Here is a 25,368-nt window from a genome sequence, read left to right as displayed (position 1 = left end):
GTATTACTCGCCCAGCGCTGCTAAGCGCTCTTCCTCATCCATCTGGATGCAGGATTCAACGACCGGCTGCAGATCGCCGTCCATCACGGCGTCAAGGTTGTAGGCCTTGTAGCCGGTACGGTGATCGGCAATGCGGTTTTCCGGATAGTTGTAGGTACGGATGCGCTCGGAGCGGTCCATGGTGCGGATCTGGCTGGCACGCTGGGCCGAGTTCTCCTTGTCGATGATCTCCTGCTGGTGGGCCAGCAAGCGCGAACGCAGCACGCGCATGGCGGCTTCGCGGTTCTGGATCTGCGACTTCTCGTTCTGCATGGCCACCACGATGCCGGTAGGCAGGTGGGTAATGCGCACTGCGGAGTCGGTGGTGTTCACCGACTGGCCGCCAGGACCCGAGGAACGGTAGACGTCGATCTTCAGGTCATTCTGGTGGATATCGACTTCTTCTGGCTCATCAACTTCGGGCAGCACCAGCACGCCGGCAGCCGAGGTGTGGATACGGCCCTGGGATTCGGTGACCGGCACGCGCTGCACGCGGTGCACGCCGCCTTCGAACTTCAGCTGGGCATAGACGCCTTCTGCTGGGTCGTTCGAATTGCCCTTGATGGCCACCTGGGCGTCCTTGTAGCCGCCGAGGTCGGACTCGTTGAAGGAGATCATCTCCACCTTCCAGCCCTTGTGCTCGGCGAAGCGGGTGTACATGCGCAGCAGGTCCGCTGCGAACAGTGCCGCTTCGTCGCCGCCTTCGCCGCCCTTGACTTCAAGGATCACGTTGCGGCCGTCGTTCTCATCGCGTGGGATCAGCAGGCGGCGCAGCTTCTCTTCGAGCTGCGGCAGTTCCTCGGTGAGGGCTTGCACCTCTTCAGCGAAGTCTGGATCTTCATCAGCCATTTCCTGGGCTGCTTCCAGGTCATCGGTGGCGGTCTTCCACTTGTTGTAGGCTTCGACGATGCCGTTCAGCTGTGCCGAGCGGCGGCCGAGCTTGCGGGCCAGCGCCTGGTCGGCGTACACCGCTGGATCCGAGAGCTGCGCCTGGATGGCGGCATGCTCTTCTAGTAGCGACTTGGGCATGGGGGCGGGACGCCATGGCGGTATGCGGTGCTAATCCTTGTTTGGCGTGGTCTTGTTGACCAGCATCAGGAATTCGGCGTTGGATCCGGTTTCGCGGATCTTTCCTGTGAGCACTTCCAGTGCCTGCTGCGGGTCGATGCCCGAGAGCATGCGTCGCAGGCGCCACATGATGCGCACCTCTTCGGCACTCATCAGCTGCTCTTCACGGCGGGTGGAGGATGCGTTGACATCCACCGCTGGGAAGATGCGCTTCTCGGCCAGCTGGCGCGAGAGGCGAAGCTCCATGTTGCCGGTGCCCTTGAATTCCTCGAAGATGACCTCGTCCATCTTGGAACCGGTCTCAACCAGAGCGGTAGCCAGGATGGTCAGCGAGCCGCCATTTTCGATGTTGCGGGCTGCACCGAAGAAGCGCTTCGGAGGGTACAGCGCTGCTGAGTCGACGCCACCGGAGAGGATACGGCCCGAGGCAGGAGCTGCCAGGTTGTAGGCGCGGCCCAAGCGGGTCATCGAGTCCAGCAGGACGACGACATCCATGCCCATTTCCACCAGGCGCTTGGCGCGCTCGATGGCCAGCTCGGCCACGGTGGTGTGGTCATCAGCCGGGCGGTCGAAGGTCGAGGCAATGACCTCGCCCTTGACGGTGCGCTGCATGTCGGTGACTTCTTCGGGACGCTCATCAACGAGCACCATCATCAGGTGCACTTCTGGGTTGTTGATGGTGATCGCGTTGGCAATAGCCTGCAGGATCAGGGTCTTGCCGGCTTTTGGAGGCGAAACGATCAGGCCACGCTGGCCCTTGCCGATCGGGGCAACCAAATCGATGACGCGTGGGCCGACCAGCTTCGGATCGGTTTCCAGGCGCAGGCGCTCGGTTGGGTACAGCGGAACGAGCTTGTTGAACTCGACGCGTTCGCGGTTGTCCTCTGGCTTCTTGCCGTTGACCGAGGTCAGCTGCACCAGCGCGTTGAACTTCTGGCGCGGGTTAGGGGTTTCGCCCTCGCGTGGCTGGCGGATTGCGCCAACAATGGCGTCGCCCTTGCGCAGGTTGTACTTCTTGACCTGTCCCAGGGTGACGTAGACGTCGTTCGGGCCTGGCAGGTAGCCGGAGGTGCGCACGAAAGCGTAGTTCTCCAGTACGTCCAGGATGCCGGCGATCGGCAATACGACGTCGTCCTCGCTCAGCTGCGGCTCGTCGTCATCACGGCGGTTGCGGCGGTTGCGGTTGTTACGGTCGTTGCGATCGTTGTTGCGCTCACGGCGGTTGTTGCGATCGTTGCGGTCGTTGTTGCGCTCGCGGCGTTCGCGGCGGTCGTTGCGATCCGAACGGTCGTTGCGATCCTCGGTGTTCTCCGAGTCAACGCCGTCGTTATTGCGATCATTGCGATCGTTATTGCGCTCATTGCGGTCGTTGCGATCGTTGTTGCGCTCGTTGTTGCGCTCGTTGCGATCGTTGTTGCGCTCATTGCGATCGTTGTTGCGCTCGCGGCGGTTGCCGCGTTCACGACGTTCTTCACGGCGGTCGGTGCGCTCTTCAGCGTTCTCGCCTTCGCCAGCTTCAGCGCGTTCGCCACGCTCTGCGGTGCGATCGTTGTTGCGCTCGCGGCGGTTGCCACGCTCACGGCGGTTGCCGCGTTCGCGACGCTCTTCGCGTGCTTCGCCGTTGTTCTCGGCGTTCTCGGCGTTCTCCGCCTCAGCCTCGGTTGGCTCAGCTGCCTGCTCGGCTGGCTGGTCAACTGGCTTGTTGTTGCGCGAGTTGCGGCGCTGGCGCGGAGCCTTGGCCTCAGCGGCTGGTGCCTGCTCGGTGGCCGGAGCTTCAGCTGGTGCCTGGGCAGCTGCTTCAGCGTTTTCTGCTGGAGCGTTGATCTTGCCCGAGTCGGTGACGCGGCGCGAAGTGCGGCGTGCACGAACTGGCTTTTCTGCTGGTGCCTGCTCGGTGGCGCTTGCCTCAGGGACTGCGGTCTCGGCCTGCTGGGTAGCGGCGGCCTTTGGCTCGCGGCGTGCGCGGGCCTTGGATGCCTTTGCAGGTGCCTCGGCTTCAGCCTTTTCTGCCGGTGCTTCAGCCTTGGCGGCCTTAGCTTCCTGGGCAGCCTTGGCGTCCTTCGCGGCAACGGAGCCACCGCGCTGGTGGTCGCCGATGGCCTTGACCAGATCAGCCTTGCGCATGCGCGACCCGCCGGTAATTCCCAGCTGGGAAGCCAACTGCTGCAGCTGGGTCATCTTCAAAGAGGCCAGACCGGCACTCTTATTTTCGGAAGTCTTGGTGTCCACGCCTTCGGTGAGGCTCGTGGTTTCGGTCACGAAAGTTCCTTCTGACTCGTAGGATGGGCCGCTTCAGGCAGGCCCACTATGCCGTAAATGATGTTCCGTAGCCGAAGATTTCGTGGCTACTTCACTTTCTCCCCGCAAGATAGCCCAGAATTCGGAGCAAAACTGCGGTGGATTAAAGAAACTGATATCGCCTGGGCACGAAGACGTACCTGGATGCGGGATATCAAAGGTGCTGCGAACTGCAGGGAAATCCGGAGCGGCTGGAGGGATGAAATGGGGTTCAAGAACCGAATTTATCCGCATCAACACTGGCCACAAATGATTCGGACCGGGCTACTGCCCAGCGATCCGGCCTGCCATGGTGTTACAGCACTTCTACTGTAACACCGTTAGAGGCAAGCTTGGGAACTTCAGCACGCCAAGACACTGAAGAACTCGCAGAAAATTCGTTGATCACCGCTTGCACGGCAGCTACCTGGTCCTCGCTGGACACCAGGATCATCACAGTTGGGCCGGCACCGGAAACCACTGCGGCCAATCCGGCATCGCGCAGCTTGGCAATCAGTGCGGCGCTTTGCGGCATGGCCGCAGCCCGGTAATCCTGGTGCAGGTAGTCCTTGGTGCCGCCCAGCAACTGGCTTGGGTCATTGCTCAAAGCGTGGATCAGCAAGGCGGCGCTAGCGCTGTTCGCCGCGGCCACCGCATGCTCGATGTGCGAGGGCAGTGCGCCACGGGCCACTTCGGTGGACAGCCCGTTGGAGGGGATGGCCAGCACCGCACGCAGATCCGGGTGCAATGGCACCTGCACGGAGCTGAAGCTGCCATCGGGATTCGTGGCAGAAATGCTCAAACCGCCAAAGACCGCAGGGGCCACATTATCCGGGTGGCCTTCCCACGCGGCCGCGGCCTGGAAGATTGATTCGGTTCCACGACGTGCCTCTGCTGGCAGCAGCGCGTCGGCCGCAGCATAGGCGGCAACGATCGCCGCTGCGGACGAGCCCATGCCCCGAGCATGCGGAATGCGGTTATGCGCCACCAGGTCCACGCCTACCGGGGCGAAGCCGGCGTCTTTCCAGTAGCGGTGCATTTCCTTGATGATCAGGTGGGATTCATCGCGTGGCAGCTCATCGGCCCCGTCACCGAAAATCTCGACGCTGCTGGAGCGCGCGGTGCCCACCTCAAGGCGGTCGCGGTATTCCAGGGCCAGGCCCAGCGAATCGAAGCCAGGGCCGAGGTTGGCGGAGGTGGCCGGAGGGGAAACGATCAACTTCTGGCCCAGGGCGATCTGCTGCGTCATGGTTCCTTCAAGATTTCGGTGCGATAGATGATGGATGCACAACGGCCCGCCACGGCCGGCTCCCCCGTTTCCAGGAGAGCCATTGGCGCGGCGGGCCGTTGGCTGGCCAGAAGAATTCTGGCCGAAGGCGTTTAGGCCAGGCCCAGGGCGCCGGCAACCTCGACTACGTCGAAGGCCACCTTCTTTGGTGCGACGTCCGAGCCGTCGGACTGCTTCAGAGCCCAGTCCGGGTCCTTCAGGCCGTGGCCGGTTACGGTGATCACGATCTTCTTGCCGGTCGGGACGTTGCCCGCTGCGTGGTGCTTGAGCAGGCCGGCCACGCCGGCTGCCGAAGCAGGCTCCACGAACACGCCTTCGCGCGAGGAGAGCCAGCGGTGGGCTTCAAGGATCTGCTCATCGGTGACCGAGTCGATCTGGCCGCCGGACTCGTCGCGGGCTGCTTCGGCCTGTTCCCAGGAAGCCGGGTTGCCGATGCGGATCGCGGTGGCGATGGTGTCTGGTTCGGTGATCGGGTGCCCGGCAACAATCGGAGCGGCGCCAGCTGCCTGGAAGCCCCACATGATCGGGTTCTTGGTGGATACCGGTTCGAGGACCTTGCCGGCCTCGTTGGTCCACTCAGTGGAGTACTCCTTGTAGCCCTTCCAGTACGCGGTGATGTTGCCCGCGTTGCCTACTGGCAGCAGGTGGTAGTCAGGTGCGTCGCCCAGGAAGTCCACGACCTCGAAGGCGCCGGTCTTCTGGCCCTGGATACGCGCCGGGTTCACCGAGTTGACCAGGAATACCGGGTAGTTCTCGCTGAGCTTGCGGGCGACCTCAAGGCAGTTATCGAAGTTGCCGTCGATCTGGATGATGTCCGCGCCGTGGGCGATCGCCTGGGACATCTTGCCCATGGAGATCTTGCCATCCGGTACCAGCACGGCGCACTTCAGGCCGGCCTGGGTGGCGTAGGCCGCGGCCGAAGCCGAGGTGTTGCCGGTGGAGGCGCAGACCACGGCCTTCGCTCCGGCGGCTACCGCGGCGGTCATCGCCATGGTCATGCCGCGGTCCTTGAAGGAGCCGGTCGGGTTCATGCCCTCGACCTTCAGGTACACCTCATTGCCGGTATGGGCCGACAGCGCCGGTGCGTAGACCAACGGGGTGCCGCCTTCGCCCAGGGTGATGACCTTGGTATTTTCGTTCACTGGCAGGCGATCGGCATATTCGCGGATTACTCCGCGCCACTGGTGAGCCACGTTAGTTTCCTTCAACTCGCATAACGGATAAGACTGAGCGCACCGCGTCCAGCGCCTTGAGCGCTTCGACGGTGCTGGCCAGGGCCGCTTCGGTGCCCTGGTGGGTCAGGATGCGCAACTGCGCGCCGGCTTCGGCGTCCACCTGCTGGCTCATCGACTCGATGGAGACCCCATGCTCGCCGAAGACGGTGGCGATGGCGGCCAGCACGCCGGACTGGTCCTTGACCGACAGGCCAATCCAGTAGCGGGTGGTGATCGCCTCGAAGTCCAGCAGCGTTGGCGCCTGGTTGATCGAGCCGTTGGGCAGCGGGGCACCGGCAGCGATCTGCCGAGCCACGGAAACCACATCGCCCATCACGGCCGAGGCGGTGGCGTTGCCGCCGGCACCGGCGCCGTAGAACATCAAATCCCCGGCATTCTCCGCCTCTACGAACACGGCGTTGAACGCGCCGTGCACGGTGGCCAATGGGTGGCTGCGGCGCACCAGGGCCGGGTAGACGCGCACCGAAATGCCCGCTTCGGCCTGCTCGGCGATGGCCAGCAGCTTGATGACGTAGCCGGCTGCCGCCGCTGCGGACACATCCGCGGCAGTGACCTCGGTGATGCCTTCGGTGGACACCTGGTCGGAGGAGACGTTGGTGTGGAAAGCCAAGGATGCGAGGATCGCGGCCTTCGCGGCGGCATCGTGCCCGCCCACGTCGGCGGTTGGATCAGCTTCGGCGTAGCCCAGCGCCTGGGCTTCGGCCAGCACGTCGTCGAAGGCAGCACCGGTGGTGTCCATCGCGTCGAGGATGAAGTTGGTGGTGCCGTTGACGATGCCCATCACCTTGGTGATGCGGTCCCCTGCCAGCGAGTCGGCGATCGGGCGCAGGATCGGGATGGCCCCGGCCACTGCGGCCTCGTAGCGCAGCTGCGCGCCATTGGCGGCGGCGATCTCGTTGAGCTTGGCGCCTTCAAGGGCGATCAGCGCCTTGTTGCCGGTGATGACGCTCGCGCCCTTGGACAGGGCCGCGGCGATGTATTCGCCAGCAGGCTCAAGGCCGCCGAGCAGCTCGATCACCACATCGGCCTGGGCAATCAGCCCGCGGGCGTCGGTGGTGAAAAGCTCCTGGGGCAGCGCTACATCCCGTTTGGCATCGAGGTTGCGTACCGCAATGCCGATCAGTTGCAGGCCGGCCCCGGAACGGGAAGCCAGTTCATTTGCATTTTCCAGCAGGATTCGGGCCACTTGGGCTCCGACGGTGCCGCAACCCAGCAGGGCTACCTTCAGGTTCTTTTCGCCGCTCAATTAAACTCCCATGTCGCGGGCCAACAAGTCTGTTTCCGTTTCCCTGCGCACGATCAGACGGGCTTGGCCATCACGCACCGCTACCACCGCGGGACGGGTGAGGTAGTTGTAGTTGCTCGACAGCGCCCAGCAGTAGGCGCCGGTGGCCGGAACGGCGAGCAAATCGCCGGCCGCCACGTCCTCGGGCAGGTAAACGTCTTTCACGACTATGTCACCTGACTCGCAATGTTTCCCAACTACGCGAGAAATAATTGCGTCGTTTTGCGTCATACGGCTGGCCAGCACGGCGGTGTATTGCGCGTCGTAGAGCACCGGGCGCGGGTTATCGCTCATCCCCCCATCCACCGAAATGTAGCGGCGCGGATGCAGGGTGCCGGAGGCGTCCTCGACCTGGACGTCCTTGCGCACGCCGGCCTCGTAGAGGGTGAAAGTACTCGGGCCTGCAATGGCGCGGCCTGGCTCGATGGAAATGCGCGGGCATTCCAGTTCCAGTTCCTTGCAGGTTTCGGAAACAACCTGGGCCATCTGCCCTGCCAGCTTGGCCGGGGTGGATGGCTGGTCTTCGGAAGTGTAGGCAATGCCGTAGCCGCCGCCCAGATCCAGTTCAGGCAGCTGGACGCCGTGGATTTCGCGGATCTTGTGCAGCAGGCCAAGCATGGTGCGCGCGACCATGGCGAAGCCCTCGGCTTCGAAGATCTGCGAACCGATATGCGCGTGCAGGCCCAGCAGGTTGATGTTCTTCGCGGCCAGGGCGCCGGCTACCGCACGCAGTGCCGGGGAGCTGCCGGTGCCGTCTTCCAAGATGGACAACCCGAACTTCTGGTCCTCGTGCGCGGTGGCGATGGCCTCATGGGTGGAGGCGTGCACGCCGGGGGTAATGCGCAGCATCACCTGGGCGGTTTGCCCCATGGCATCAGCGATGGAAATCACGCGCTCAAGCTCATCGAGCGAGTCGATGACCAGGCGTCCCACGCCCATCTCGATGGCGCGGGTGATTTCGGCGGCCGACTTGTTATTGCCGTGCAGCGAGAGGTTGGCAGCGGGTACCTTGGCGGCGCCGGCTACAGCCAGCTCGCCACCCGAGCAGGTATCCAGGCGCAGGCCTTCGGCGGTGACCCAGCGGGCCGCTTCGGTGCACAAGAATGCCTTGCCGGCGTAGTAGACGTCTACTCCCCCGCACAAGTCCTTAAACGCCTCGTCAAAGGCGGTTTTGAAGCCTGCGGCACGCGCGCGGAAGTCGTTCTCATCGAGCACGAACAGCGGGGTGCCGAATTCTTCGGCCAGCTTCGAGACGGGAATGCCCTGGACAGACAGTTCGCCGCCAGCCTCGCGGGAAACCCCCGAAGCCCATTCGATGTCGCGAAGTGCGTTGATGTTTTCGGGGAATTGCAGCCATTGCGGGGCTAGCGGCGATACGGCCATAAGGTCTTACATCCTCTCTGGGGCGGAAACGCCCAGCAGTTCCAATCCATTTGCCAATACGGTGGTGGCGGCGTCGTTCAGCCACAGGCGGGTGCCGTGCACCCGTGCGATCGCTTCATCTTCGCCCATCGGGGTGATGCGGGTAGCGGCGTACCACGAGTGGTAAGCGCCGGCGACCTGCTCCAGGTAACGGGCAATGCGGTGCGGTTCGCGGAATTCTGCGGAGCCTGCAACTACCGATGGGAACTGGCCGAGCACGGCAAGCAGTTCATTCTCGGTCGGGTCGGTGAGCAGTGCTGCATCGAAGTCGTTGCGGGTAACACCCTTGGCGGCGGCGTTACGGGCCGCGGCGGCCGAGCGTGCGTGGGCGTACTGGACGTAGAACACCGGGTTGTCGTTGGTGTTCTTCTTCAGCTGCTCTGGATCCAGTGCGATCGGCGAATCGGCTGGGAAGCGGGCCAGCGAGTAGCGCAGCGCGTCGGCGCCGATCCAGTTGATCAGATCGCGCAGCTCGATGATGTTGCCGGCGCGCTTGGACAGCTTGGCACCATTAACGCTGATCAGCTGGCCGATCAGCACCTCGATGTTCTTGTCCTTGTCGTCTCCCGCGCAGGCGGCAATGGCCTTGAGGCGGTTGACGTAGCCGTGGTGGTCAGCACCCAGCAGGTAGATCTTCTCTTCGAAGCCGCGGTCCTTCTTGGACAGGTAGTAGGCGGCGTCGGCGGCGAAGTAGGTCGGTTCGCCGTTGGCGCGGATCAGCACGCGGTCTTTGTCATCGCCGAAGTCGGTGGTGCGCAGCCAGACTGCGCCCTCCAAGTCGAAGATGTGGCCCTGTTCGCGCAGGCGTGCCACGGCGTCGGCCACGGCCCCGCCTTCATGCAAGGTGGTTTCGGAGAAGAACACGTCGAAGCTGACGCCGAAGTCGGCCAGCGTGGACTTGATGTCCGCCAGCTGCGCCTTGTAGGCGGCATCGCGCAGCGCCGGGATGGCTTCTGCTTCTTCCAGGTCCTTCAGCTCAGGATTCTCGGCCAACACGGCGTCGCCCAGTTCCTTGATGTACTCGCCCGGGTAGCCGCCCTCTGGCACAGGCAGGCCGTGGATGCGGTTGTAGACCGAGCGGGCGAAGACGTTCATCTGGTTGCCGGCATCGTTGATGTAGTACTCGCTGGTCACCGATGCACCCGAGGCGCGAAGCACGCGGGAGATCGCATCGCCCAGCGCGGCCCAGCGGGTGTGGCCGATGTGCAGCGGGCCGGTGGGGTTCGCCGAAACGAATTCCATGTTGACCACGTGGCCGGCCAGCGCTTCGTTGTTGCCGTAGGCGGAGCCTGCCTCGACGATGGTGCGGGCCAGCTCGCCGGCCGCTCCTGCTTCGAGGGTGATGTTCAGGAAGCCGGGACCTGCGATGTCCACGGCGCCGACTCCTGGAACTGAAGCAAGCCGGGTAGCCAAGATCTGGGCGAAGTCGCGAGGGGCCATGCCGGCCTTCTTGCCCAGCTGCAACGCGATGTTGGTCGCCCAGTCGCCGTGTTCACGGCTCTTCGGTCGATCAACGCGTACGGTCTCGGGTACCTCGACGGAGATTTCACCTGCGGCTACGGCTTCGGTCAGGCATGCGGATATTGCTGCGGAGAGTTCTTCAGGAGTCACCGTTCAAGAATACCGGTAACAACCGCGCTTGTTCAGCATTCGTGACCACCTTTACTTGCGAAACCGGCCTAATCCGGTGACTTTTGCAACACATCAAGGCCCGCTGCTTCGAATTGCGCAGATCAAGTCGCGACCTGATAGTATTTTTCCTGTTGCCCAGCAACCCGCCTCTGTAGCTCAGTGGATAGAGCGTCTGCCTCCGGAGCAGAAGGCCGAAGGTTCGATTCCTTTCAGGGGCACCAACAAAATAGCAGGTCCTGGTTCATCCAGGGCCTGCTATTTTTTATCCCTGAATCCCATTTCAGTTCCTGCCATTTTTCAACCAAACGCTGGCATTGGTCGCGCACTTGGTGGTTATGTTGGGGAATGACCGATTCCTTGAATTCGCATCCAGGCGAACCGCATGATCTGAACTTCGCCGAACGTCTCAACTGGCTGCGCGCCGGAGTGCTCGGAGCCAACGACGGCATTGTTTCGGTAGCCGCGACAGTTGTTGGCGTCGCCGGCGTCACCAACCACACCGCCCCGATCATCACTGCCGGAATGGCCGCGGTCATCGGCGGGGCCATCTCGATGGCACTGGGCGAGTATGTTTCGGTCAGCAGCCAACGAGACTCGCAGCGTGCCCTGGTAGAGAAGGAACGCCAAGAGCTGCGTGAAGATCCCGAAGCTGAGCTCACTGAGCTTGCCGGGATCTACCAGGCGAAGGGGCTGAGCAAGCACACCGCGATGCAGGTGGCTACCGAACTAACCGAACATGATGCGTTGGCGGCCCACTTGTCCGCCGAGTTGAATATCGACGAAGAAGAAGTCGTCAATCCTTGGCATGCTGCGTATGCTTCGGCGGCGGCATTTATTGTTGGGGCCATCCTGCCCATGTTGGCCATCTTGTTACCGCCAGAAGAAATTCGCATTCCGGTGACCTTCGTTGCGGTACTTGCCGCGCTTGCCCTCACCGGGACGCTCAGCGCCTACATCGGCGGAAGCTCCAAGCACGTTGCCGCACTTCGACTGGTGATAGGTGGTGCGCTGGCCTTAGCTGCGACGTTCATTATTGGTTCGCTACTTGGCTCCAGCGGGATCATTTAGTGCAATCGAATTTGCCGCTGTGCTCGGTGGCCGCACAGCCACGGCGCATCTGTATAGCGACGGGTATCTTCGATGACTCGCTGTGAAGTCTGATTCCATGGCGCGCATCGAATCCGCTCCAATTGATCTCGTCGTAGCCGTGTGCCAAGGCATTGATGTGTGTTTTGCCGGGCTGAAGCTGAGCACCGTTCCTCCGCCTTGGCGGGAGTACTCGGAAGACTACGATGCGGTGGACTCTTCGGGTTTTGAGTTCAAGCTACGGAGCCTAGCCAATGATGTGACCCGTGAACTAGATGCAGGATTCAATAAAAATCTTGAGATCTGGAACGCTCAGGTCAAAGAGTTTGGAGCGTCTGTGGCCGGCAGGGCACCATCACTACCGAGCGACATCTTTTTCGAGCACATTTGTGCCGAAGTCGAAGACGATTTGGGCACGGAATACGTTTGGATAGGCGGCGAGGGATCTTCGCGGCAGCCGGTCCTTCCATGTGCTCACTGACCGGCATTCTCCAGTTCACCCGAGGCTGCGCCCGACGTAGCTGGCCACACGCGCCAACTATTCATCGCCGCCATTGGGCCCAAGAACATGCCAAGAACCGGTGTTCGTGTCAGTCAGCTTAAAAGCCAGCTCGAGACCGACCTCTCCTAGGCTTTAACCACCACAGGCCCCGCACCCACTGAAGGGTACGGGACCTGCGGACAGTGCCTCAGCTACTGCAGCATGGTCTTGTCATCAAGCTGCGCGCCCTTGATCTTGCCGAATTCATCGAGCAGATCCTGGACGGTCATCCTGGACTTCTCTTCCTGGTTCAAGTCCAGAATGATCTGCCCGTCGTGCATCATGATCAGCCGGGTGCCCAGCTGCAGGGCCTGTTCCATATTGTGCGTGACCATCAAGGTGGTCAGCTGGTGGCGCTCGACAATTTCCTTGGTCAAGCGCGAGACCAGCGCGGCACGCTGCGGATCAAGTGCTGCGGTGTGCTCATCGAGCAGCAGGATCTTGGGCTTGGAGAAGGTAGCCATCAGCAAGCTCAACGCCTGGCGCTGTCCGCCAGAAAGCAGGCCCACCTTGGTCTTCAGGCGGTTTTCCAGACCGAGTTCCAAGGACTTGAGCTCTTCGACAAACAGTTCGCGGCGCTTGGATCCAACACCCAGGCCCAGGCCGCGGAAGCGTCCGCGGGCGTAGGCCAGGGCCATGTTCTCCTCGATGGACATGGTCGGCGCGGTGCCGGCCATCGGGTCCTGGAAAACGCGGCCAATGTACTTGGCCCGCTTGTAGTCAGCCAGCTTGGTGACGTTCTTGCCGGCGATGGTCACCGAACCGACATCTGGCTGCAGCTTGCCTGCCACCATGTTCAGCACGGTGGATTTGCCGGCGCCGTTGGAGCCGATGACGGTGACGAATTCACCGTCGGCCAGGTTCAGGTTGATATTGCGCAGCGCCTTGCGCTCGTTGACGGTTCCCGGGAAGAACGTGCGCGACAGGTTCTTGATTTCAAGCATTGGTGCGAACCTCTTCCTTGGATTCGGTAACGGGCTGCGGGCGCTTCTTGACGCTCTTGAGGACCTTCTGGAAGCCCTTCCACTTTGGCAGCAGCAGGGCCAGGACCACCAGGACCGCGGAAATCAGCTTCATATCGTTGACTTCCAGGCCGGCCGAAAGCGCCATCTGGATTACCAGGCGGTAGATCACTGCACCGAAGACCACGGCGATGGCCGCGAGCCAGATGTAGCGCTGGGTGAAGATGGCTTGGCCGACGATGACCGATGCCAGGCCGATCAGGATCAGGCCGATGCCCATGCCGATATCGGCGAAGCCCTGGTACTGGGCGATGACCGCACCGGAAAGGGCGACCAGGCCGTTGGACAGGGCCAGGCCCAGGATTTTCTGGTTATCGGTGCTCACGCCGAAGGAGCGGATCATTTCCTGGTTGTCGCCGGTAGCGCGCATGGCCATGCCCAGTTCGGTGTGCAGGAACCAGACGATTGCAGCCACGAAGACCAGGCAGACGGCGAAGAGGATGGAGACCGAAGCCCACGAGCCCAGGATTCCCGAGGCGCGCATGGGGCTGATCAAGGTGTCCTCGCCCAGCAACGGGGTGTTGGCCTTGCCCATGATGCGCAGGTTGACCGAGTACAGCGCGATCATGGTCAGGATACCGGCCAGCAGGCCATCGATCTTGCCCTTGGTATGCAGCAGTCCGGTAATGACACCGGCAACCATGCCGGCGAAGAAGGCCAGCACCGTGGCCAGCCAGGGGTTCATCCCGTTCACGATGCCCACCGAGGCGACGGCTGCACCGGTGGTGAAGCTGCCGTCGACGGTCAGGTCGGGAAAGTCCAGGATACGGAAGGTCAGATACACCCCGAGCGCCATGATGGCGTAAATCAGGCCGAGTTCAACCGCTGTGATCATGTGTGGATCCTTGAGTTGTAAGTTTTGCGAGTAGTCACAACGAAAGGCGAGGCATCAGGTTATGCGCCTCGCCTTGCGTCGGTAAATAGGTGCCGGGGCCTAGTAGACCTCGACGGCTTCAGCCTTCATCTCATCGGTGAATTCGATGCCGACCTTCTTGGCGGCGTCTTCATTCAGGTAGAGATCAACTTCGGAGATGGTTTCCACTGGCAGGGTGGCTGGTTCGGCTTCGCCCTTGAGCAGCTTCACGGCCATGGCAGCGGTCTGCTCGCCCAGCTTCTCGTAGTTGATGCCGTAGGTTGCCGTAGCGCCGCGCTTGACGGACTCGCCATCAGCGGAGATCACGGGCACACCGTTCTTCTGGGCTACCTGCAGCAGGCCTTCCAAGGCGGAAACCACTGCGTTGTCAGTTGGCACGTAGTACGCGTCGACATCCAGCGAGCTGGCTGCCTGCTGGACTTCGCTGGAAGCCGAAACTGCTGCTTCCTCGATGGTCAAGCCCAGGGACTTGGCAGCTTCCTTGGCCATCTTGACCTGGACTGCCGAGTTGGCTTCACCAGAGGAGTAGACGATGCCGACCTTCTTGGCATCCGGCGCCAGCTCCTTGAGCAGCGCCAGCTGCTCGTCAACCGGGTTCATGTCCGAGGTACCGGTGACGTTGGCGCCCGGTGCTTCGTTGGAGGCAACCAGCTTGGCGTCAACCGGATCGGTTACTGCGGAGAAGAGTACCGGGATGTTGGTGATCGCCTGCGCCGCGGCCTGTGCCGAAGGGGTAGCCACCGCCAGTACCAGATCGATATCCGAATCGGCGGCGAGCTTGCCGGCGATCGAGGTATTGGTCGCCTGATCGGTTTCGGCGTTGTTCTCGTCGTAGCTGATCTTGTCGCCGGTGTAGCCTGCTTCTTCCATGCCGGCCTTGAAGCCGGTGACGACTGCGTCAAGCGAAGGGTGCGAGACGAACTGCGAGATGCCGATCTTGACAGCGTCGTCGCCCCCGGCGGCGCTGCCTTCCGGTTCGCTGCCGCCGCAGGCGGTCAAGGCCAGTGCACCAGCGGCTGCGATGGCAGCGAATTTCATGGCGGTGAAGCTCTTCATTGAAGTTCCTTTCAAAGTTCCCTTGCGAGTGAATCCCACCGATAGCGCGTACACCTAGTTATGAAGCGCAACTAGTGCGCAACATACGGGAACCGCCTAGGCATCACGTCGATGATTACCCTCGATCTTACATGTGAAAGACCTCACCTTGACTACAATCAAGGTCGATTCATAGACGTTTGCATCTTGAATTCGATTCTTGTGGACACAAATGCTCCTCTTGGCTCAAGAATCTGGAAGTTTTGTATTTACCAACCTGAAGTTGTCGACAATTGCTTGGACAATCTGAAAATTTGACTCGTTTGCCGCTGTACACGCATTCGCTTTTCCTGCCCCGAAATGCGCTTCGGCCCGGCGGCCACCACGAAAATGCGCGACGCGAATAGAATGGGAACATCATGGCGCTCAGCATTACGTATCCCGAAGCCCTTCCCGTCTCTGCCCGCCGCGAGGACATCCTCGCCGCGGTGCGCGAAAACCAGGTCGTGGTGATCGCCGGCGAAACCGGTTCGGGCAAAACCACCCAGCTTCCCAAGATGCTCATCGAACTCGGCCTGGCCGAGAAGGGCATGATCGGGCACACCCAGCCGCGCCGCCTGGCCGCGCGCACCGTGGCCGAGCGCATCGCCGAGGAAATGGGCACCGAAATCGGCGAGGAAGTCGGCTTCCACGTGCGCTTCACCGGCGAAGTTTCGCGCAAGACCAAGCTGAAAGTCATGACCGACGGCATCCTGCTGGCCGAAATCAAGCGCGACAAGCTGCTGAAGAAATACTCGGCGATTATCATCGACGAGGCCCATGAGCGTTCGCTGAACATCGACTTCCTGCTGGGCTACCTCAAGCAGATCATGCCCAAGCGTCCCGAGCTGAAGATCATCATCACCTCGGCCACCATCGACCCGCAGCGCTTCGCCGAGCACTTCGGCAAGGCACTTCCCAGCGGCGAAATCGAACCTGCCCCGATCCTCGAAGTGTCCGGCCGTACCTTCCCCGTAGAGCTGCGCTACCGCCCGCTGCAGGCCGAGCCGGCTTTGGAAGAAGACGAGGCCGCGGAGAACTCGCTGGAAGAAGAGCGCGACCCGCTGGATGCGGTCACCGACGCGGTCAAGGAACTGAGTCGCGAAGCACCCGGTGACATCCTGATCTTCTTCTCCGGCGAGCGCGAAATCCGCGATGCCGCCGAAGCCTTGCGCGCCATGGTCACCGCCAACAAGCGCCTGCCGCGCTATGAGGTGCTCCCCTTGTTCGCCCGGCTTTCGCTGGCCGAGCAGCACCGGGTCTTCCACCCCGGTGGCGCACCGCGCATCATCCTGGCCACCAACGTCGCCGAAACCTCGCTGACCGTGCCGGGCATCAAGTACGTGATCGATACCGGTACCGCCCGCATTTCGCGCTATTCGCACCGCACCAAGGTGCAGCGCCTGCCGATCGAGCGCGTTTCCCAGGCCAGCGCCAACCAGCGTTCGGGTCGTTGCGGCCGTGTGTCCGAGGGCATCGCCATCCGCCTGTACGCCGAGTCCGACTACGAGTCGCGCCCTCAGTTCACCGACCCGGAAATCCTGCGCACCAACCTGGCCAGCGTGATCCTGCAGATGATCTCCATGGGCGTGGTCGCCTCGGCCACCGAGGTGGCCAGCTTCCCGTTTGTCCAGCCGCCCGAGGCCAAGGCCATTACCGATGGCGTGAACCTGCTGCGCGAACTCGGTGCGCTGGAGCAGAACAAGGCCGCGAAGCTGACCGAGACCGGTCGGGCGCTGGCGGTGCTGCCGTTGGATGTGCGCCTGGGCCGGATGATCGTTGAGTCCGCGCAGCGCGGGGTCGCCAAGGAAGTGATGGTGCTGGCCGCTGGCCTGAGCATCCAGGACCCGCGCGAGCGTCCCAGCGAGGAGACCGGGCAGCGTGATCGTGCCGTGGAGCTGCATAAGCGCTTCGCCGATGACAAGTCCGACTTCATTGCGCTGCTGAATCTGTGGGCCTACCTGCAGGAGCAGCAGAAGGAATTGTCCTCATCGGCCTTCCGCCGGCTGTGCAAGTCCGAATTCATCAACTACCTGCGCGTACGTGAATGGCAGGATCTGTTCACCCAGCTGCGCCAGCTGGCCAAGCCGCTGGGCATCACCATCCCGGCCGCGCCGATCGATCCGGCGGCCAACGAGGATGCTGTGCACAAGTCGCTGCTCTCCGGGCTGCTGGGGCACATTGGCCTCTATGATGAGCGCAAGCGCGACTACCTGGGCGCGCGCGGCACCCGTTTTGCGATCTTCCCCGGCTCGGGCCTGTTCAAGAAGTCCCCGACCTGGGTGATGTCCGCCGAGCTGGTGGAAACCTCGCGGCTGTGGGCCCGGACCAATGCGGCCATTGACCCCGCATGGGTGGAGGAGCTGGCTCCGCACCTGCTCAAGCGCACCCATTCGGAGCCGCACTGGTCCAAGCGCACCGGTTCGGTGATGGGCTATGAGAAGGTCACGCTCTTCGGGCTGCCGATCATCCCGCGCCGCCAGTTCCACTATTGGCGGGTGGACAAGGATTTGGCCCGCGAGCTGTTCATCCGCCATGCCCTGGTGGAGGGCGATTGGCGTACCCACCACAAGTTCTTCGCCAAGAACCGGGCGCTGCTCGAAGAGGTCGAAGAGCTCGAAACCCGCATGCGCCGCCATGACCTGCGCATTTCAGACGAGGATCTGTTCGCGTTCTACGACGCGCGGGTGGGCGCCGAGGTCTACTCCGAACGCCACTTCGACCGCTGGTGGAAGCAGGCGCGGGCCACCGATCCAACGCTGCTGGACTTCGATCCCGAGGCGCTGCTGGCTGAGGGCGACTCGGTGGATGAGAGAGCATTCCCCACCACCTGGCAGCTGGGCAGCATCCACCTGCCCCTGAGCTATGAGTACAACCCGGCCGCTGCGGCCGGGGAGGGCGATGGCGTGTCGCTGAGCGTTCCGGTGGTGTTCTTGAACCAGCTGGATCCTGCGCGCTTCGCGTGGCTGATCCCGGGGTTGCGCCATGAGCTGCTCACCGCGCTGATCCGTTCCATGCCCAAGGCGATCCGCAAGAACTTCGTGCCAGCCCCGGATGTGGCGGGCAAGGCGCTGGCCATGCTGGAGGCGGACTTCGACCCGGCCACCGATGACCTGGCCGAATCCCTGGCCCTGGTGCTGCGCCGGCTGCGCGGCGTGGTGGTCGATCCTTCGGTCTTCGATTTCTCGACGCTGCCTGCGCACCTGCGCTTCGGCTTCACCGTGACCGATGGGGCCGGCAAGGTGCTGGGCAGCGGCGATGACCTGGCCGCCTTGCAGTACAAGTTCGCCGCAGCCAACCGCGCCGCACTGGCCAGCGGGGTCAACTCCCCCGGGGCCGCCACCGGCAAGCCTGCTGTGCCTGGCAAGCCTGCGGCCGCGTCAAAGGGGCAGTCCAAGAAGAAGGGGGCCGCGGCCACCGCCTCGGCGGCCAGCGGCGCCTGGGACCAGAAGTCGCTGGATCATTGGCCGCAGTTGGCCTCCGCTGGGGAAACCCTAGGCGATACGCTGCCTGCCAAGGTCACCACCACGGTGATGGGCCAGCAGATCACCGCCTACCCGGGGCTGATGGACACCGGCGAGAAGGTCGACCTGAGCGTTTTCCGCACCGAGTCCGAACGCGATGCCGCGCACCGCACCGGCGTCATCCGGTTGCTGATGCTGCGCTTGCCGCCTGCCGGGAAGTTCGTGATTTCGCACCTGAAGAACGCTGAGAAGCTGGTGTTCACGCAGAATCCGCACGGGTCCATCGAGAAGCTGATCGCCGACTGCACCATGGCCGCCGTGGACCAGCTGGTGCCCGAGAAGCTGCCGATGAACCGCGCCGAATTCGAGGCGCTGTTCGAGACGGTGCGTGCCGAGCAGATCGACACGGTCTTCACGATCACCGCGATCGTGGCGAAGGTCTTCGGCTCCTCCACGCGGATCAACAAGGACCTGAAGAGCACCAACTCCTTGGCCATGTTCGCCGCGGTCACCGATATCCGCTCGCAGCTTGAGCAGCTGATCTATCCGGGGTTCATCGCGGCCACCGGAGCAACGCACCTGATGCGCCTGCCACGCTATGTGCAGGGCATCGAGACGCGCTTGGAGAAGCTGCGCGGCGGTGCGGTCACCCGTGACTCGCAGGCCCTGGTGGTCATCCAGAAGCTGGAAGACGAATATGATGCGGCCTTGGATCGGGTTCCTGCCGGGGCCCGGGTGCCGGCAGGTCTGGCGCAGGTGAAGTGGATGCTGGAGGAAATGCGCATCTCGCTGTTCGCCCAGGAATTGGGCACCGCCTATTCGGTCAGCGAAAAGCGCATCCGCAAGGCCATCAAGGACGGACTGGCGGAACTGTAGCGCCGGTGCCGCGTCCCGCCACGGGCGTGGCGATAACCTGCACGTCATCTTCGTAGATGATGATGCCAGGAGCGTCGCTTTCCAGCTTCTCCCAGCCGATCTGGTGCGCGTCGAGCAACCTCAAATAGGGCTCGACGCGCTCCAGCAGGTGCTGCGCACTGTCCTTGAACCACGCCACTGCGCCCGGGTTGAGCGCATGGTCGTAGACCGCCGGCTGGCAGTCGCTCGGATTCGGATAGGCAGCGTCGTACCAGTCATTCCCGGCCCGCCAGATGGCGTGTTCCGCGACGGTAAGATTCCCGCCATAGCCCAAGCCATTGGCCAGCGCGAAAATCCCCAGGTGCACACCGCGCAGGTTTGGCACCGGCGACTGGTAGCGAATGAATTTCAAGCTTAGGCTTCGGGAACGAATTCCCCGTGGCCATCCTCGCGCAGGCCCGCGCGCAGCGCTTCGGCGTTATTGTCCATGGCCGCCGGATCGGGATTATCGGCCGCATTGGACAGGTCGAAATCCGCCAGCGAGTTGGTCGGCCACACATGCACATGCAGGTGCGGCACCTCGAAACCGGCGATCATCAATCCGGCGCGCTGGGAGGAGAAAACGCGCTTCTGCGTGCGTCCGATCTTCGTGGCGACCAGTGTCAGGTGCGCCACCAGCTCATCGGAGGCATCGGTGAACTCGTCGACCTCTTCGCGCGGAACGACCAGGGTGTGCCCATCGGACAGCGGCCCGATGGACAAGAAGCCCACACAGGTCTCGTCCTTCCACACGAAGCGGCCCGGGATTTCCCCGTTGATGATCTTGGTGAACAGCGTACTCATTGCTGCCTTTCTTGCTTGTTGGCGAAATTCTAGCGACGGTGCTTCTCATCGCTGGTGGCCACCGGCGCATCGGTGTAGGAGCAGTATTCCGACCAGCTTCCCGGGTACAGCGCCAGTTCGATCCCGGCACTGGCCGCGGCCAATACCTGATGCGCCGCGGTGATCCCGGATCCGCAGTAGGCGGCCGATCCGCTGCGCTGGGCATCGAGCTTCACGAAACTATCATGCAGCACCTCGGGGTTGCGGAAGCGCATCTGCGCGTCGAGGTTGTCGGTGGTGGGGCGGTTCAGCGCCCCGGGGATGTGCCCGGCCACCGGATCCACCGGTTCCTCGATGCCCAGGTAGCGTGCGGTGGCCCGCGAATCGATCAGCGTTCCTTCCAGCGCATCGAGCTCGTCGAACTCCACGACCGGCATCCGGCCCCAGGACAGGGACACAGTGCCGGCAGCGGGCTGCTGATAGCCCAGTGCCAGTTCCCCGCCGGCATCGCTCCAGGCGGCCAGCCCGCCATCGAGCACCTGCACGGCATCGAAACCGGCATGGCGCAGCAGCCACCAGGCCCGCGCGGCGGCCAGCGCCCCGGAATTGTCGTACACCACCACGTGGCTCTCGGCGTTGATCCCCCAGCTGCGCGCGGCAGCTTCGAAATCCGCCGGCAGCGGCAGCGGGTGGCGCCCGGTGTGCTCGCCCGGTGCGGACGAAAGCTCCTTTTCCAGGTCCACGAACACCGCGCCAGGAATATGCCCGGCGGCATAGCTCTGCGCCCCGTCATCGCGGCCCAGCACCCAACGCACATCCAATAAGACCGGCTTCTGCCCGGCAGCCAGCGCTTCGCGAAGCTGACTGGCGCTGATCAATGGGTTCATCACTGCTTGCCTCCCACCATTTTCTGCAAATCATGTTCGATGCCCTGTTCCACCCGCAGGTAGGTGCATCCCTGGCGCGCGGCGATAGCCCCGAGCTGGCGGTCGAACAGCCCCAGTCCTTGCTCGTTGAGCAGACCGTCGTGGATCGGCATCCAGCACCTGGCGTTAACCGATACCGCGAAGTCCGCGGCCTCGGCCATCTTGCCCCACGGCGCCATCACCGGCAGCATCAGCACATCTGGCTGCGCGCCGAAAGGCACCTCGTAGCTGTCACCCGGGTGGAAGACCTCCAGCTGCCCCACCGCCCGGTCCCCCAGCAGGTAACCGACATTGGCGATGCGCGGAATCGTATGGTGGATGGTCGCATGCGTGCCGCCAAAGGTCCGCACCCGGATGCCGCCGACGATGAAGTCGGAGCCGGCCTTCACGACCACCACCTGGGATTGCGCCGCTGGGGGCAGCTGCTCGCGCAGCGCCTTGGCCAGTGCGGCCGGTGCGTACAGCTCCAGCACGGAGTTCGCTTCCAGCGCCTCGATGATGGCCGGCTGGTCGGCGTGGTCGGCATGCTCGTGGGTGATCAACACGGCATTGATGCCGTCGAACGCGTTCTCAAGCTGCGAAAAACCGCCCGGATCCAGTAATATCTTGCCGTCGATCGTGGCCAATTCAATGCAGGAATGGCCCCTTAGTGTGATGCGCATATCCTTAGCGTAGGCTCAGCGCCCCGCCCGTGCCAGAGCCAGACACGCATTGCGGCCGAAAGTTGGCTAAAATTGAGGGAAACCACAGGTGATTGGCCCAGTTCGCTGGCCGGCCACCGGTCCGCAACAACGTCAAGGAATGGTGCACGTCGATGTCCCAGCCAGAAACCCGGGTCACCAAGCAGCGCCTGGCCGTCACCGAGGCACTGACCGAGGTCGATGATTTCGCAACCGCCCAGCAGCTGCACCGCTGGCTGCAGGATTCAGAGAAGAAGGTTTCGCTGGCGACGGTGTACCGCCTGCTGCAGTCCATGGCCGATGACGGCTTGGTCGACGTGCTGCGCAGCGGCGATGGCGAAGCGCGCTTCCGCCGATGCGTGACCGATGTGCACCACCACCACTTGGTCTGCCGCGTCTGCTCCAAGACCGTGGAAGTCCTGGCCCCCTCCGTGGAGCGCTGGGCCGCCCGCGTCGCTGCCGAACATGATTTCTCCGACCCGGAGCACACCGTGGAGATCTATGGTCTCTGCGCTGACTGCCGCGCCATATCCAAAACGGATTCCACCCCGGCTTCCTAGGCTTTTTACGGTCGCCGGCGCATTCCGAGCACCACTTTCGCCTCTGCGCCCGAGTTATCCCCAGCGATAATATTCGAAGACATATTCGAATATTGGGAGTATGATTATGGTATGTCAGCAGCAAAGGTGCACGGAAACGGCCTAGCCCCCGCGAGCGATCAGGAAGAGCTAGATTCCCACCTGATCCAGCTGGAAAACGACCTGTCGAGGATCCAAGACCACGGCAGCAAAACACAGTGCGCCCAAGCCATCGCCTCCATCGAAGAGCGGATTTCCTCCCTTCGCTACCAGCAAGCCGGCCTGGCTCATCAGCTGGAAAAAGAAGTCCTGCGCGAAAATGAAGAACGCGGCACCAACATCGATGACCAGGTCCGCGGAGCAGCCAGCCAGGTAGCCATTGCCCGTAAGCGCCCGCAACGCGGTTCTCGCAGTTTCCTGTCCAATTGCCGCATCCTCTTCGAAGACACCCCTAACATCGCCAGCGCTTACTCACGCGGCGAATTTACCGAAGCGCAGATTCAAGCGATGCTCACTCCCCTGCAAGATGTCCGGCCATTACGCCGGCCCCAGTTTGACAAGATATTCGGGCAGAACCCAGACATGTTTGAATCCATGGGCCCCAAGCGCATCAAGGAAACCGTCACCAACTTCACCGTTAAATACACCTCTGACCGTGAAGACAAAAAGCTCAAGGAAGCCAACGCCGAACGCTACGTCCGCTTCCACAAGGACCGCGAAGCAGGATGCGTTTTCCTCCACGCACGGCTTCCCATTGTCGGCGGCACCGGTTTGCAGATGACACTGCGAGAGCAGTCCCTGCGCATCAAACGCAAGGGTGATCCACGCACGCGCACCCAGATTCAGGCAGACTTGCTCTCCCGCTACATGTTCTTCGATGAAAATGCGGAACAGACGATCAATGTCCAGCTCGGTCTGATCATGACCGATAAATCATTGTTCATGGGAGATCGCGAACCTGCTTATCTGGAAGGCTACGGCTTCATTCCTGCCCAGACAGCCCGGGAACTGATTGGCGGCCACCAAATCCCCAACGAACTGACCTTCGAGGAAATGGAAGCCAAAATTACCCCGGAAAATATTGAGCGGATCGAAGTAATGACCGAAATAACGCGTCTTTACACCGCACCCGGGGATCAGGAACTGATCACGATGGATTCTAAAGCCCGGATCTTCCCGGAGAAGCTCAAGAAGTTCATCAGGATCCGTGACCGGCACTGCCGCACCCCATTCTGCGACGGGCTGATCGAAGAAACTGACCATGTGACCCAATTTGCCCGCGGCGGCAAGACCAGCGTGTCCAATTCTGCCGGTCGCTGCGAAATCTGCAATAAGGCAAAGCAAGCTCCCGGGTGGTACGAGTACACCGCATTCCGGGATAACTATTCGATGATGATCTGTCCGGGTTCATCAATGTCCTATCGGTCCACTGCTCCCCCGGCAACCGGATACATGCATAAGCCGTTCCCGCAATTAATGCGCGATTCCAAATGGTTCAAGGACTTCAAAGAACGGCTGAAAAATCCCGACCCGCCACAGATCGACGACAGCTAGAATGCTTCACGCGTCTAGCGGCGCTGGTCCCGCGCGGCCGCATTGCACCACCGGGAACCCGCGTCATTTATGCGCCTTGGCGCACCAAGGCCATCCCCGGACCGGAAAGGCCTGTCGCATGTTCGCCACGTCCGCTTAGCAGCATCAGCAGTTCAAGGCGGCTTCCAACAATCTGTGGGCCGAGCCCCAAGCGGAAAGTCTCGTCCTGGCTGCATAGCTGGACCTTGCTCGCCAGTTCCTTGGCTCCGCCAACGCCTTGCGGGGTGGCAGCCTGATATCTGATTGCCGGTTCCAGCGCCTTGTTTGGATAAGACCGTTGCAGGCCCACAGCACGTCGGATATCTTCCCCATGGGCAATTTCCTCGACCAAGCGGCTGGCCACAGGCACCGGCGGGGTGCAGCGCAAAGCTGCAACCTCGACGAGCTTTTGCAGTGTTCCCTCAGGAGTCGAAGCTTTCATCTCAGCTACGCCATTGTCGTTCTGCCGGTCCAGGCTGAATCCGGCCTTGGCCATGGCGATAAACAGGCGGAAGAACGTCGTCCGAGCGTTATCCGCCAGGTGGGCTGCTACGTCATGGACGCTCCAACCAGCGCAAAGCGAAGGAACCTCCCATGAGGCCGCGTCCAAGGTTTCCAGATCGTCGATTAACGCAAGGCGTTCAGCATGGACCATCGGCCAGATTTCATGGGCTGGAATTTTACGCATACCCCAGCTTTGCCGGTGGAGGTGTTGCTAGTCAATCTGTCAGGGACACAGGCGCCCGATGCCCTGAGGCTGGGCCTAGACCTGGTGCCGGCGCGGGGAACGCATGGCTTCCACTCCACGGCAGATTACGTAGATCACGAAGGAAATCGTGGTGACGTATGGGCTGATAGGCAAAGAACCGGCCAATGCCAGCAGAATGCCGCCCACAACAGCAAGTTCGGCAAACACAATCGAGAGCACAACGGTGATGATCGGATTGGAGCTCACTCGCATGGCCGCTGCAGCTGGCGTGATCAGCAATGCCAATACCAGCAAGGCACCGACAACTTGAATTGTCACGGCAACAGCCAACGCCAGAATCATCATGAAGATAATCGACAGGCCAGAGGTGCGCACGCCACGGGCGTTGGCAACTACGGGATCCACCGACGCGAAGGTCAGCGGGCGCCAAACGAGCAGCAACGCGATCACCACCACAGCAGAAAGCGCCAGCATTCCATTCAGCTGCACGTCATCCACGGCAACGATCTGTCCAGTCAGCAAGCCGAACTTATTGGCGCTTCGTCCCTCGTATAGCGAGATGAACAAGATGCCCAGGCCCAGGCCGAAGGGCATGAGCACACCGGTAATAGAATTTCGATCTCTGGCCCTGGTCCCGAGGAAGCCGAGAATCAGGGCGGCGATCAGTGAGCCCAATACCGAACCGGTGACCACATCGGCGCCGATCAGCAACGCAAAAGCCGCACCGGCAAAAGAGAGTTCAGCGATGCCGTGCACGGCAAATGCCATGTCGCGCATCATGATGAAGATGCCAATCAGGCCGCCGACGACGCCTAGGACAGCGCCGGCAATCAATGAGTTGCTGACCAGCGGAAGCAGCAACGCATAGTCTTGGAAGTTAAAGGCTTTTTCTACGAGGTCGGAAAAGTTCATCTCCTGC

21 protein-coding genes and 1 tRNA gene are annotated in these 25,368 nt (G+C 62.2%); 6 read left to right on the top strand and 16 right to left on the bottom strand.

Going from position 1 to position 25,368, the window contains the following annotated elements; all coding sequences use genetic code 11:
• Nucleotides 1-3: 3 nt before the first annotated feature.
• From prfA to argS, 7 genes are all read right to left on the bottom strand, one after another.
• On the bottom strand, nucleotides 4-1,068 hold the full coding sequence (gene prfA, locus AB4Y71_RS07835) for a peptide chain release factor 1 (RefSeq protein WP_441719344.1): 1,065 nt from the start codon (nucleotides 1,066-1,068) through the stop codon (nucleotides 4-6).
• Nucleotides 1,069-1,098: 30 nt separating this feature from the next.
• On the bottom strand, nucleotides 1,099-3,366 hold the full coding sequence (rho, locus tag AB4Y71_RS07830) for a transcription termination factor Rho (protein WP_441719341.1): 2,268 nt from the start codon (nucleotides 3,364-3,366) through the stop codon (nucleotides 1,099-1,101).
• Nucleotides 3,367-3,700: 334 nt separating this feature from the next.
• Complete coding sequence (thrB, locus tag AB4Y71_RS07825) at nucleotides 3,701-4,633, bottom strand: homoserine kinase (protein WP_441687060.1); 933 nt, start codon at nucleotides 4,631-4,633, stop codon at nucleotides 3,701-3,703.
• A 131-nt stretch (nucleotides 4,634-4,764) separates the two neighbouring features.
• On the bottom strand, nucleotides 4,765-5,865 hold the full coding sequence (gene thrC, locus AB4Y71_RS07820) for a threonine synthase (protein ID WP_134780475.1): 1,101 nt from the start codon (nucleotides 5,863-5,865) through the stop codon (nucleotides 4,765-4,767).
• 1 nt (nucleotide 5,866) lies between these two features.
• Nucleotides 5,867-7,153, bottom strand: a complete 1,287-nt coding sequence (locus tag AB4Y71_RS07815) for a homoserine dehydrogenase (RefSeq protein ID WP_441719338.1) — start codon at nucleotides 7,151-7,153, stop codon at nucleotides 5,867-5,869.
• Nucleotides 7,154-8,575 carry a diaminopimelate decarboxylase gene (lysA, locus tag AB4Y71_RS07810; RefSeq protein WP_441719335.1) on the bottom strand — a complete coding sequence of 474 codons (1,422 nt, stop codon included), beginning with the start codon at nucleotides 8,573-8,575 and terminating at the stop codon, nucleotides 7,154-7,156. It abuts the gene before it with no gap.
• A 6-nt stretch (nucleotides 8,576-8,581) separates the two neighbouring features.
• Complete coding sequence (gene argS / locus AB4Y71_RS07805; protein ID WP_441719333.1) at nucleotides 8,582-10,225, bottom strand: arginine--tRNA ligase; 1,644 nt, start codon at nucleotides 10,223-10,225, stop codon at nucleotides 8,582-8,584.
• A 166-nt stretch (nucleotides 10,226-10,391) separates the two neighbouring features.
• Between argS and AB4Y71_RS07800 the strand changes: the two genes are divergently transcribed.
• The 3 genes from AB4Y71_RS07800 to AB4Y71_RS07790 all read left to right on the top strand — a co-directional run bounded on the left by AB4Y71_RS07800 (nucleotide 10,392) and on the right by AB4Y71_RS07790 (nucleotide 11,813).
• Nucleotides 10,392-10,467, top strand: a tRNA-Arg gene (locus AB4Y71_RS07800).
• Between the two features lie 124 nt (nucleotides 10,468-10,591).
• A complete protein-coding gene (locus AB4Y71_RS07795; RefSeq protein ID WP_441719330.1) occupies nucleotides 10,592-11,314 on the top strand; it encodes a VIT1/CCC1 transporter family protein in 723 nt (240 codons plus the stop codon).
• 97 nt (nucleotides 11,315-11,411) lie between these two features.
• A complete protein-coding gene (locus AB4Y71_RS07790) occupies nucleotides 11,412-11,813 on the top strand; it encodes a hypothetical protein (RefSeq protein ID WP_441719329.1) in 402 nt (133 codons plus the stop codon).
• 212 nt (nucleotides 11,814-12,025) lie between these two features.
• Here AB4Y71_RS07790 and AB4Y71_RS07785 read toward each other — a convergent pair whose 3' ends face one another.
• The 3 genes from AB4Y71_RS07785 to AB4Y71_RS07775 all read right to left on the bottom strand — a co-directional run bounded on the left by AB4Y71_RS07785 (nucleotide 12,026) and on the right by AB4Y71_RS07775 (nucleotide 14,825).
• Entirely contained in the window at nucleotides 12,026-12,817 is a 792-nt protein-coding gene (locus AB4Y71_RS07785) for an ABC transporter ATP-binding protein (protein ID WP_102597928.1), read from the bottom strand.
• Nucleotides 12,810-13,730, bottom strand: a complete 921-nt coding sequence (locus tag AB4Y71_RS07780; protein ID WP_441719326.1) for an ABC transporter permease — start codon at nucleotides 13,728-13,730, stop codon at nucleotides 12,810-12,812. The genes AB4Y71_RS07785 and AB4Y71_RS07780 overlap by 8 nt, the downstream gene beginning before the upstream one ends.
• A 99-nt stretch (nucleotides 13,731-13,829) precedes the next feature.
• On the bottom strand, nucleotides 13,830-14,825 hold the full coding sequence (locus AB4Y71_RS07775) for an ABC transporter substrate-binding protein (RefSeq protein WP_102597930.1): 996 nt from the start codon (nucleotides 14,823-14,825) through the stop codon (nucleotides 13,830-13,832).
• Between the two features lie 398 nt (nucleotides 14,826-15,223).
• On the opposite strand from AB4Y71_RS07775, the gene hrpA reads away from it, so the two are divergent.
• Nucleotides 15,224-19,183 (top strand): ATP-dependent RNA helicase HrpA, encoded by a 3,960-nt coding sequence (gene hrpA, locus AB4Y71_RS07770; RefSeq protein WP_441719324.1) that lies wholly within the window; start codon nucleotides 15,224-15,226, stop codon nucleotides 19,181-19,183.
• Here the strand turns inward: hrpA and AB4Y71_RS07765 are convergent.
• The 4 genes from AB4Y71_RS07765 to AB4Y71_RS07750 are packed head-to-tail and all read right to left on the bottom strand — an operon-like array spanning nucleotide 19,158 to nucleotide 21,572.
• Complete coding sequence (locus tag AB4Y71_RS07765; RefSeq protein ID WP_441719321.1) at nucleotides 19,158-19,574, bottom strand: hypothetical protein; 417 nt, start codon at nucleotides 19,572-19,574, stop codon at nucleotides 19,158-19,160. The genes hrpA and AB4Y71_RS07765 overlap by 26 nt on opposite strands.
• Before the next feature lie 2 nt (nucleotides 19,575-19,576).
• Nucleotides 19,577-20,005 (bottom strand): HIT family protein, encoded by a 429-nt coding sequence (locus AB4Y71_RS07760; protein ID WP_102597932.1) that lies wholly within the window; start codon nucleotides 20,003-20,005, stop codon nucleotides 19,577-19,579.
• A 29-nt stretch (nucleotides 20,006-20,034) separates the two neighbouring features.
• Nucleotides 20,035-20,871: a sulfurtransferase gene (locus AB4Y71_RS07755; RefSeq protein ID WP_441720565.1), complete on the bottom strand. Its 837-nt coding sequence runs from the start codon at nucleotides 20,869-20,871 to the stop codon at nucleotides 20,035-20,037.
• A complete protein-coding gene (locus AB4Y71_RS07750) occupies nucleotides 20,871-21,572 on the bottom strand; it encodes an MBL fold metallo-hydrolase (RefSeq protein ID WP_441719319.1) in 702 nt (233 codons plus the stop codon). Before AB4Y71_RS07750 ends, AB4Y71_RS07755 begins: the two co-directional genes overlap by 1 nt.
• A 152-nt stretch (nucleotides 21,573-21,724) precedes the next feature.
• Here AB4Y71_RS07750 and AB4Y71_RS07745 point away from each other — a divergent pair, with 152 nt between their 5' ends.
• Both AB4Y71_RS07745 and AB4Y71_RS07740 read left to right on the top strand, forming a co-directional pair.
• The gene (locus tag AB4Y71_RS07745) at nucleotides 21,725-22,150 is read left to right on the top strand and encodes a Fur family transcriptional regulator (protein ID WP_134780483.1); all 426 of its coding nucleotides are present in this window, start codon (nucleotides 21,725-21,727) and stop codon (nucleotides 22,148-22,150) included.
• Between the two features lie 111 nt (nucleotides 22,151-22,261).
• Nucleotides 22,262-23,722 (top strand): HNH endonuclease, encoded by a 1,461-nt coding sequence (locus AB4Y71_RS07740; protein WP_441719317.1) that lies wholly within the window; start codon nucleotides 22,262-22,264, stop codon nucleotides 23,720-23,722.
• A gap of 67 nt (nucleotides 23,723-23,789) precedes the next feature.
• Here AB4Y71_RS07740 and AB4Y71_RS07735 read toward each other — a convergent pair whose 3' ends face one another.
• Nucleotides 23,790-24,428, bottom strand: coding sequence for a maleylpyruvate isomerase family mycothiol-dependent enzyme (locus tag AB4Y71_RS07735; RefSeq protein WP_441719315.1), 639 nt, complete (start codon nucleotides 24,426-24,428; stop codon nucleotides 23,790-23,792).
• Between the two features lie 75 nt (nucleotides 24,429-24,503).
• Complete coding sequence (locus AB4Y71_RS07730; protein WP_013348592.1) at nucleotides 24,504-25,361, bottom strand: metal ABC transporter permease; 858 nt, start codon at nucleotides 25,359-25,361, stop codon at nucleotides 24,504-24,506.
• Nucleotides 25,362-25,368: the final 7 nt, after the last annotated feature.

Origin of the sequence: Glutamicibacter sp. MCAF14, from assembly GCF_052114325.1 — a bacterium.
Lineage (GTDB): Bacteria > Actinomycetota > Actinomycetes > Actinomycetales > Micrococcaceae > Glutamicibacter > Glutamicibacter arilaitensis.
This window is presented reverse-complemented; position numbering and strand designations above follow the sequence as displayed.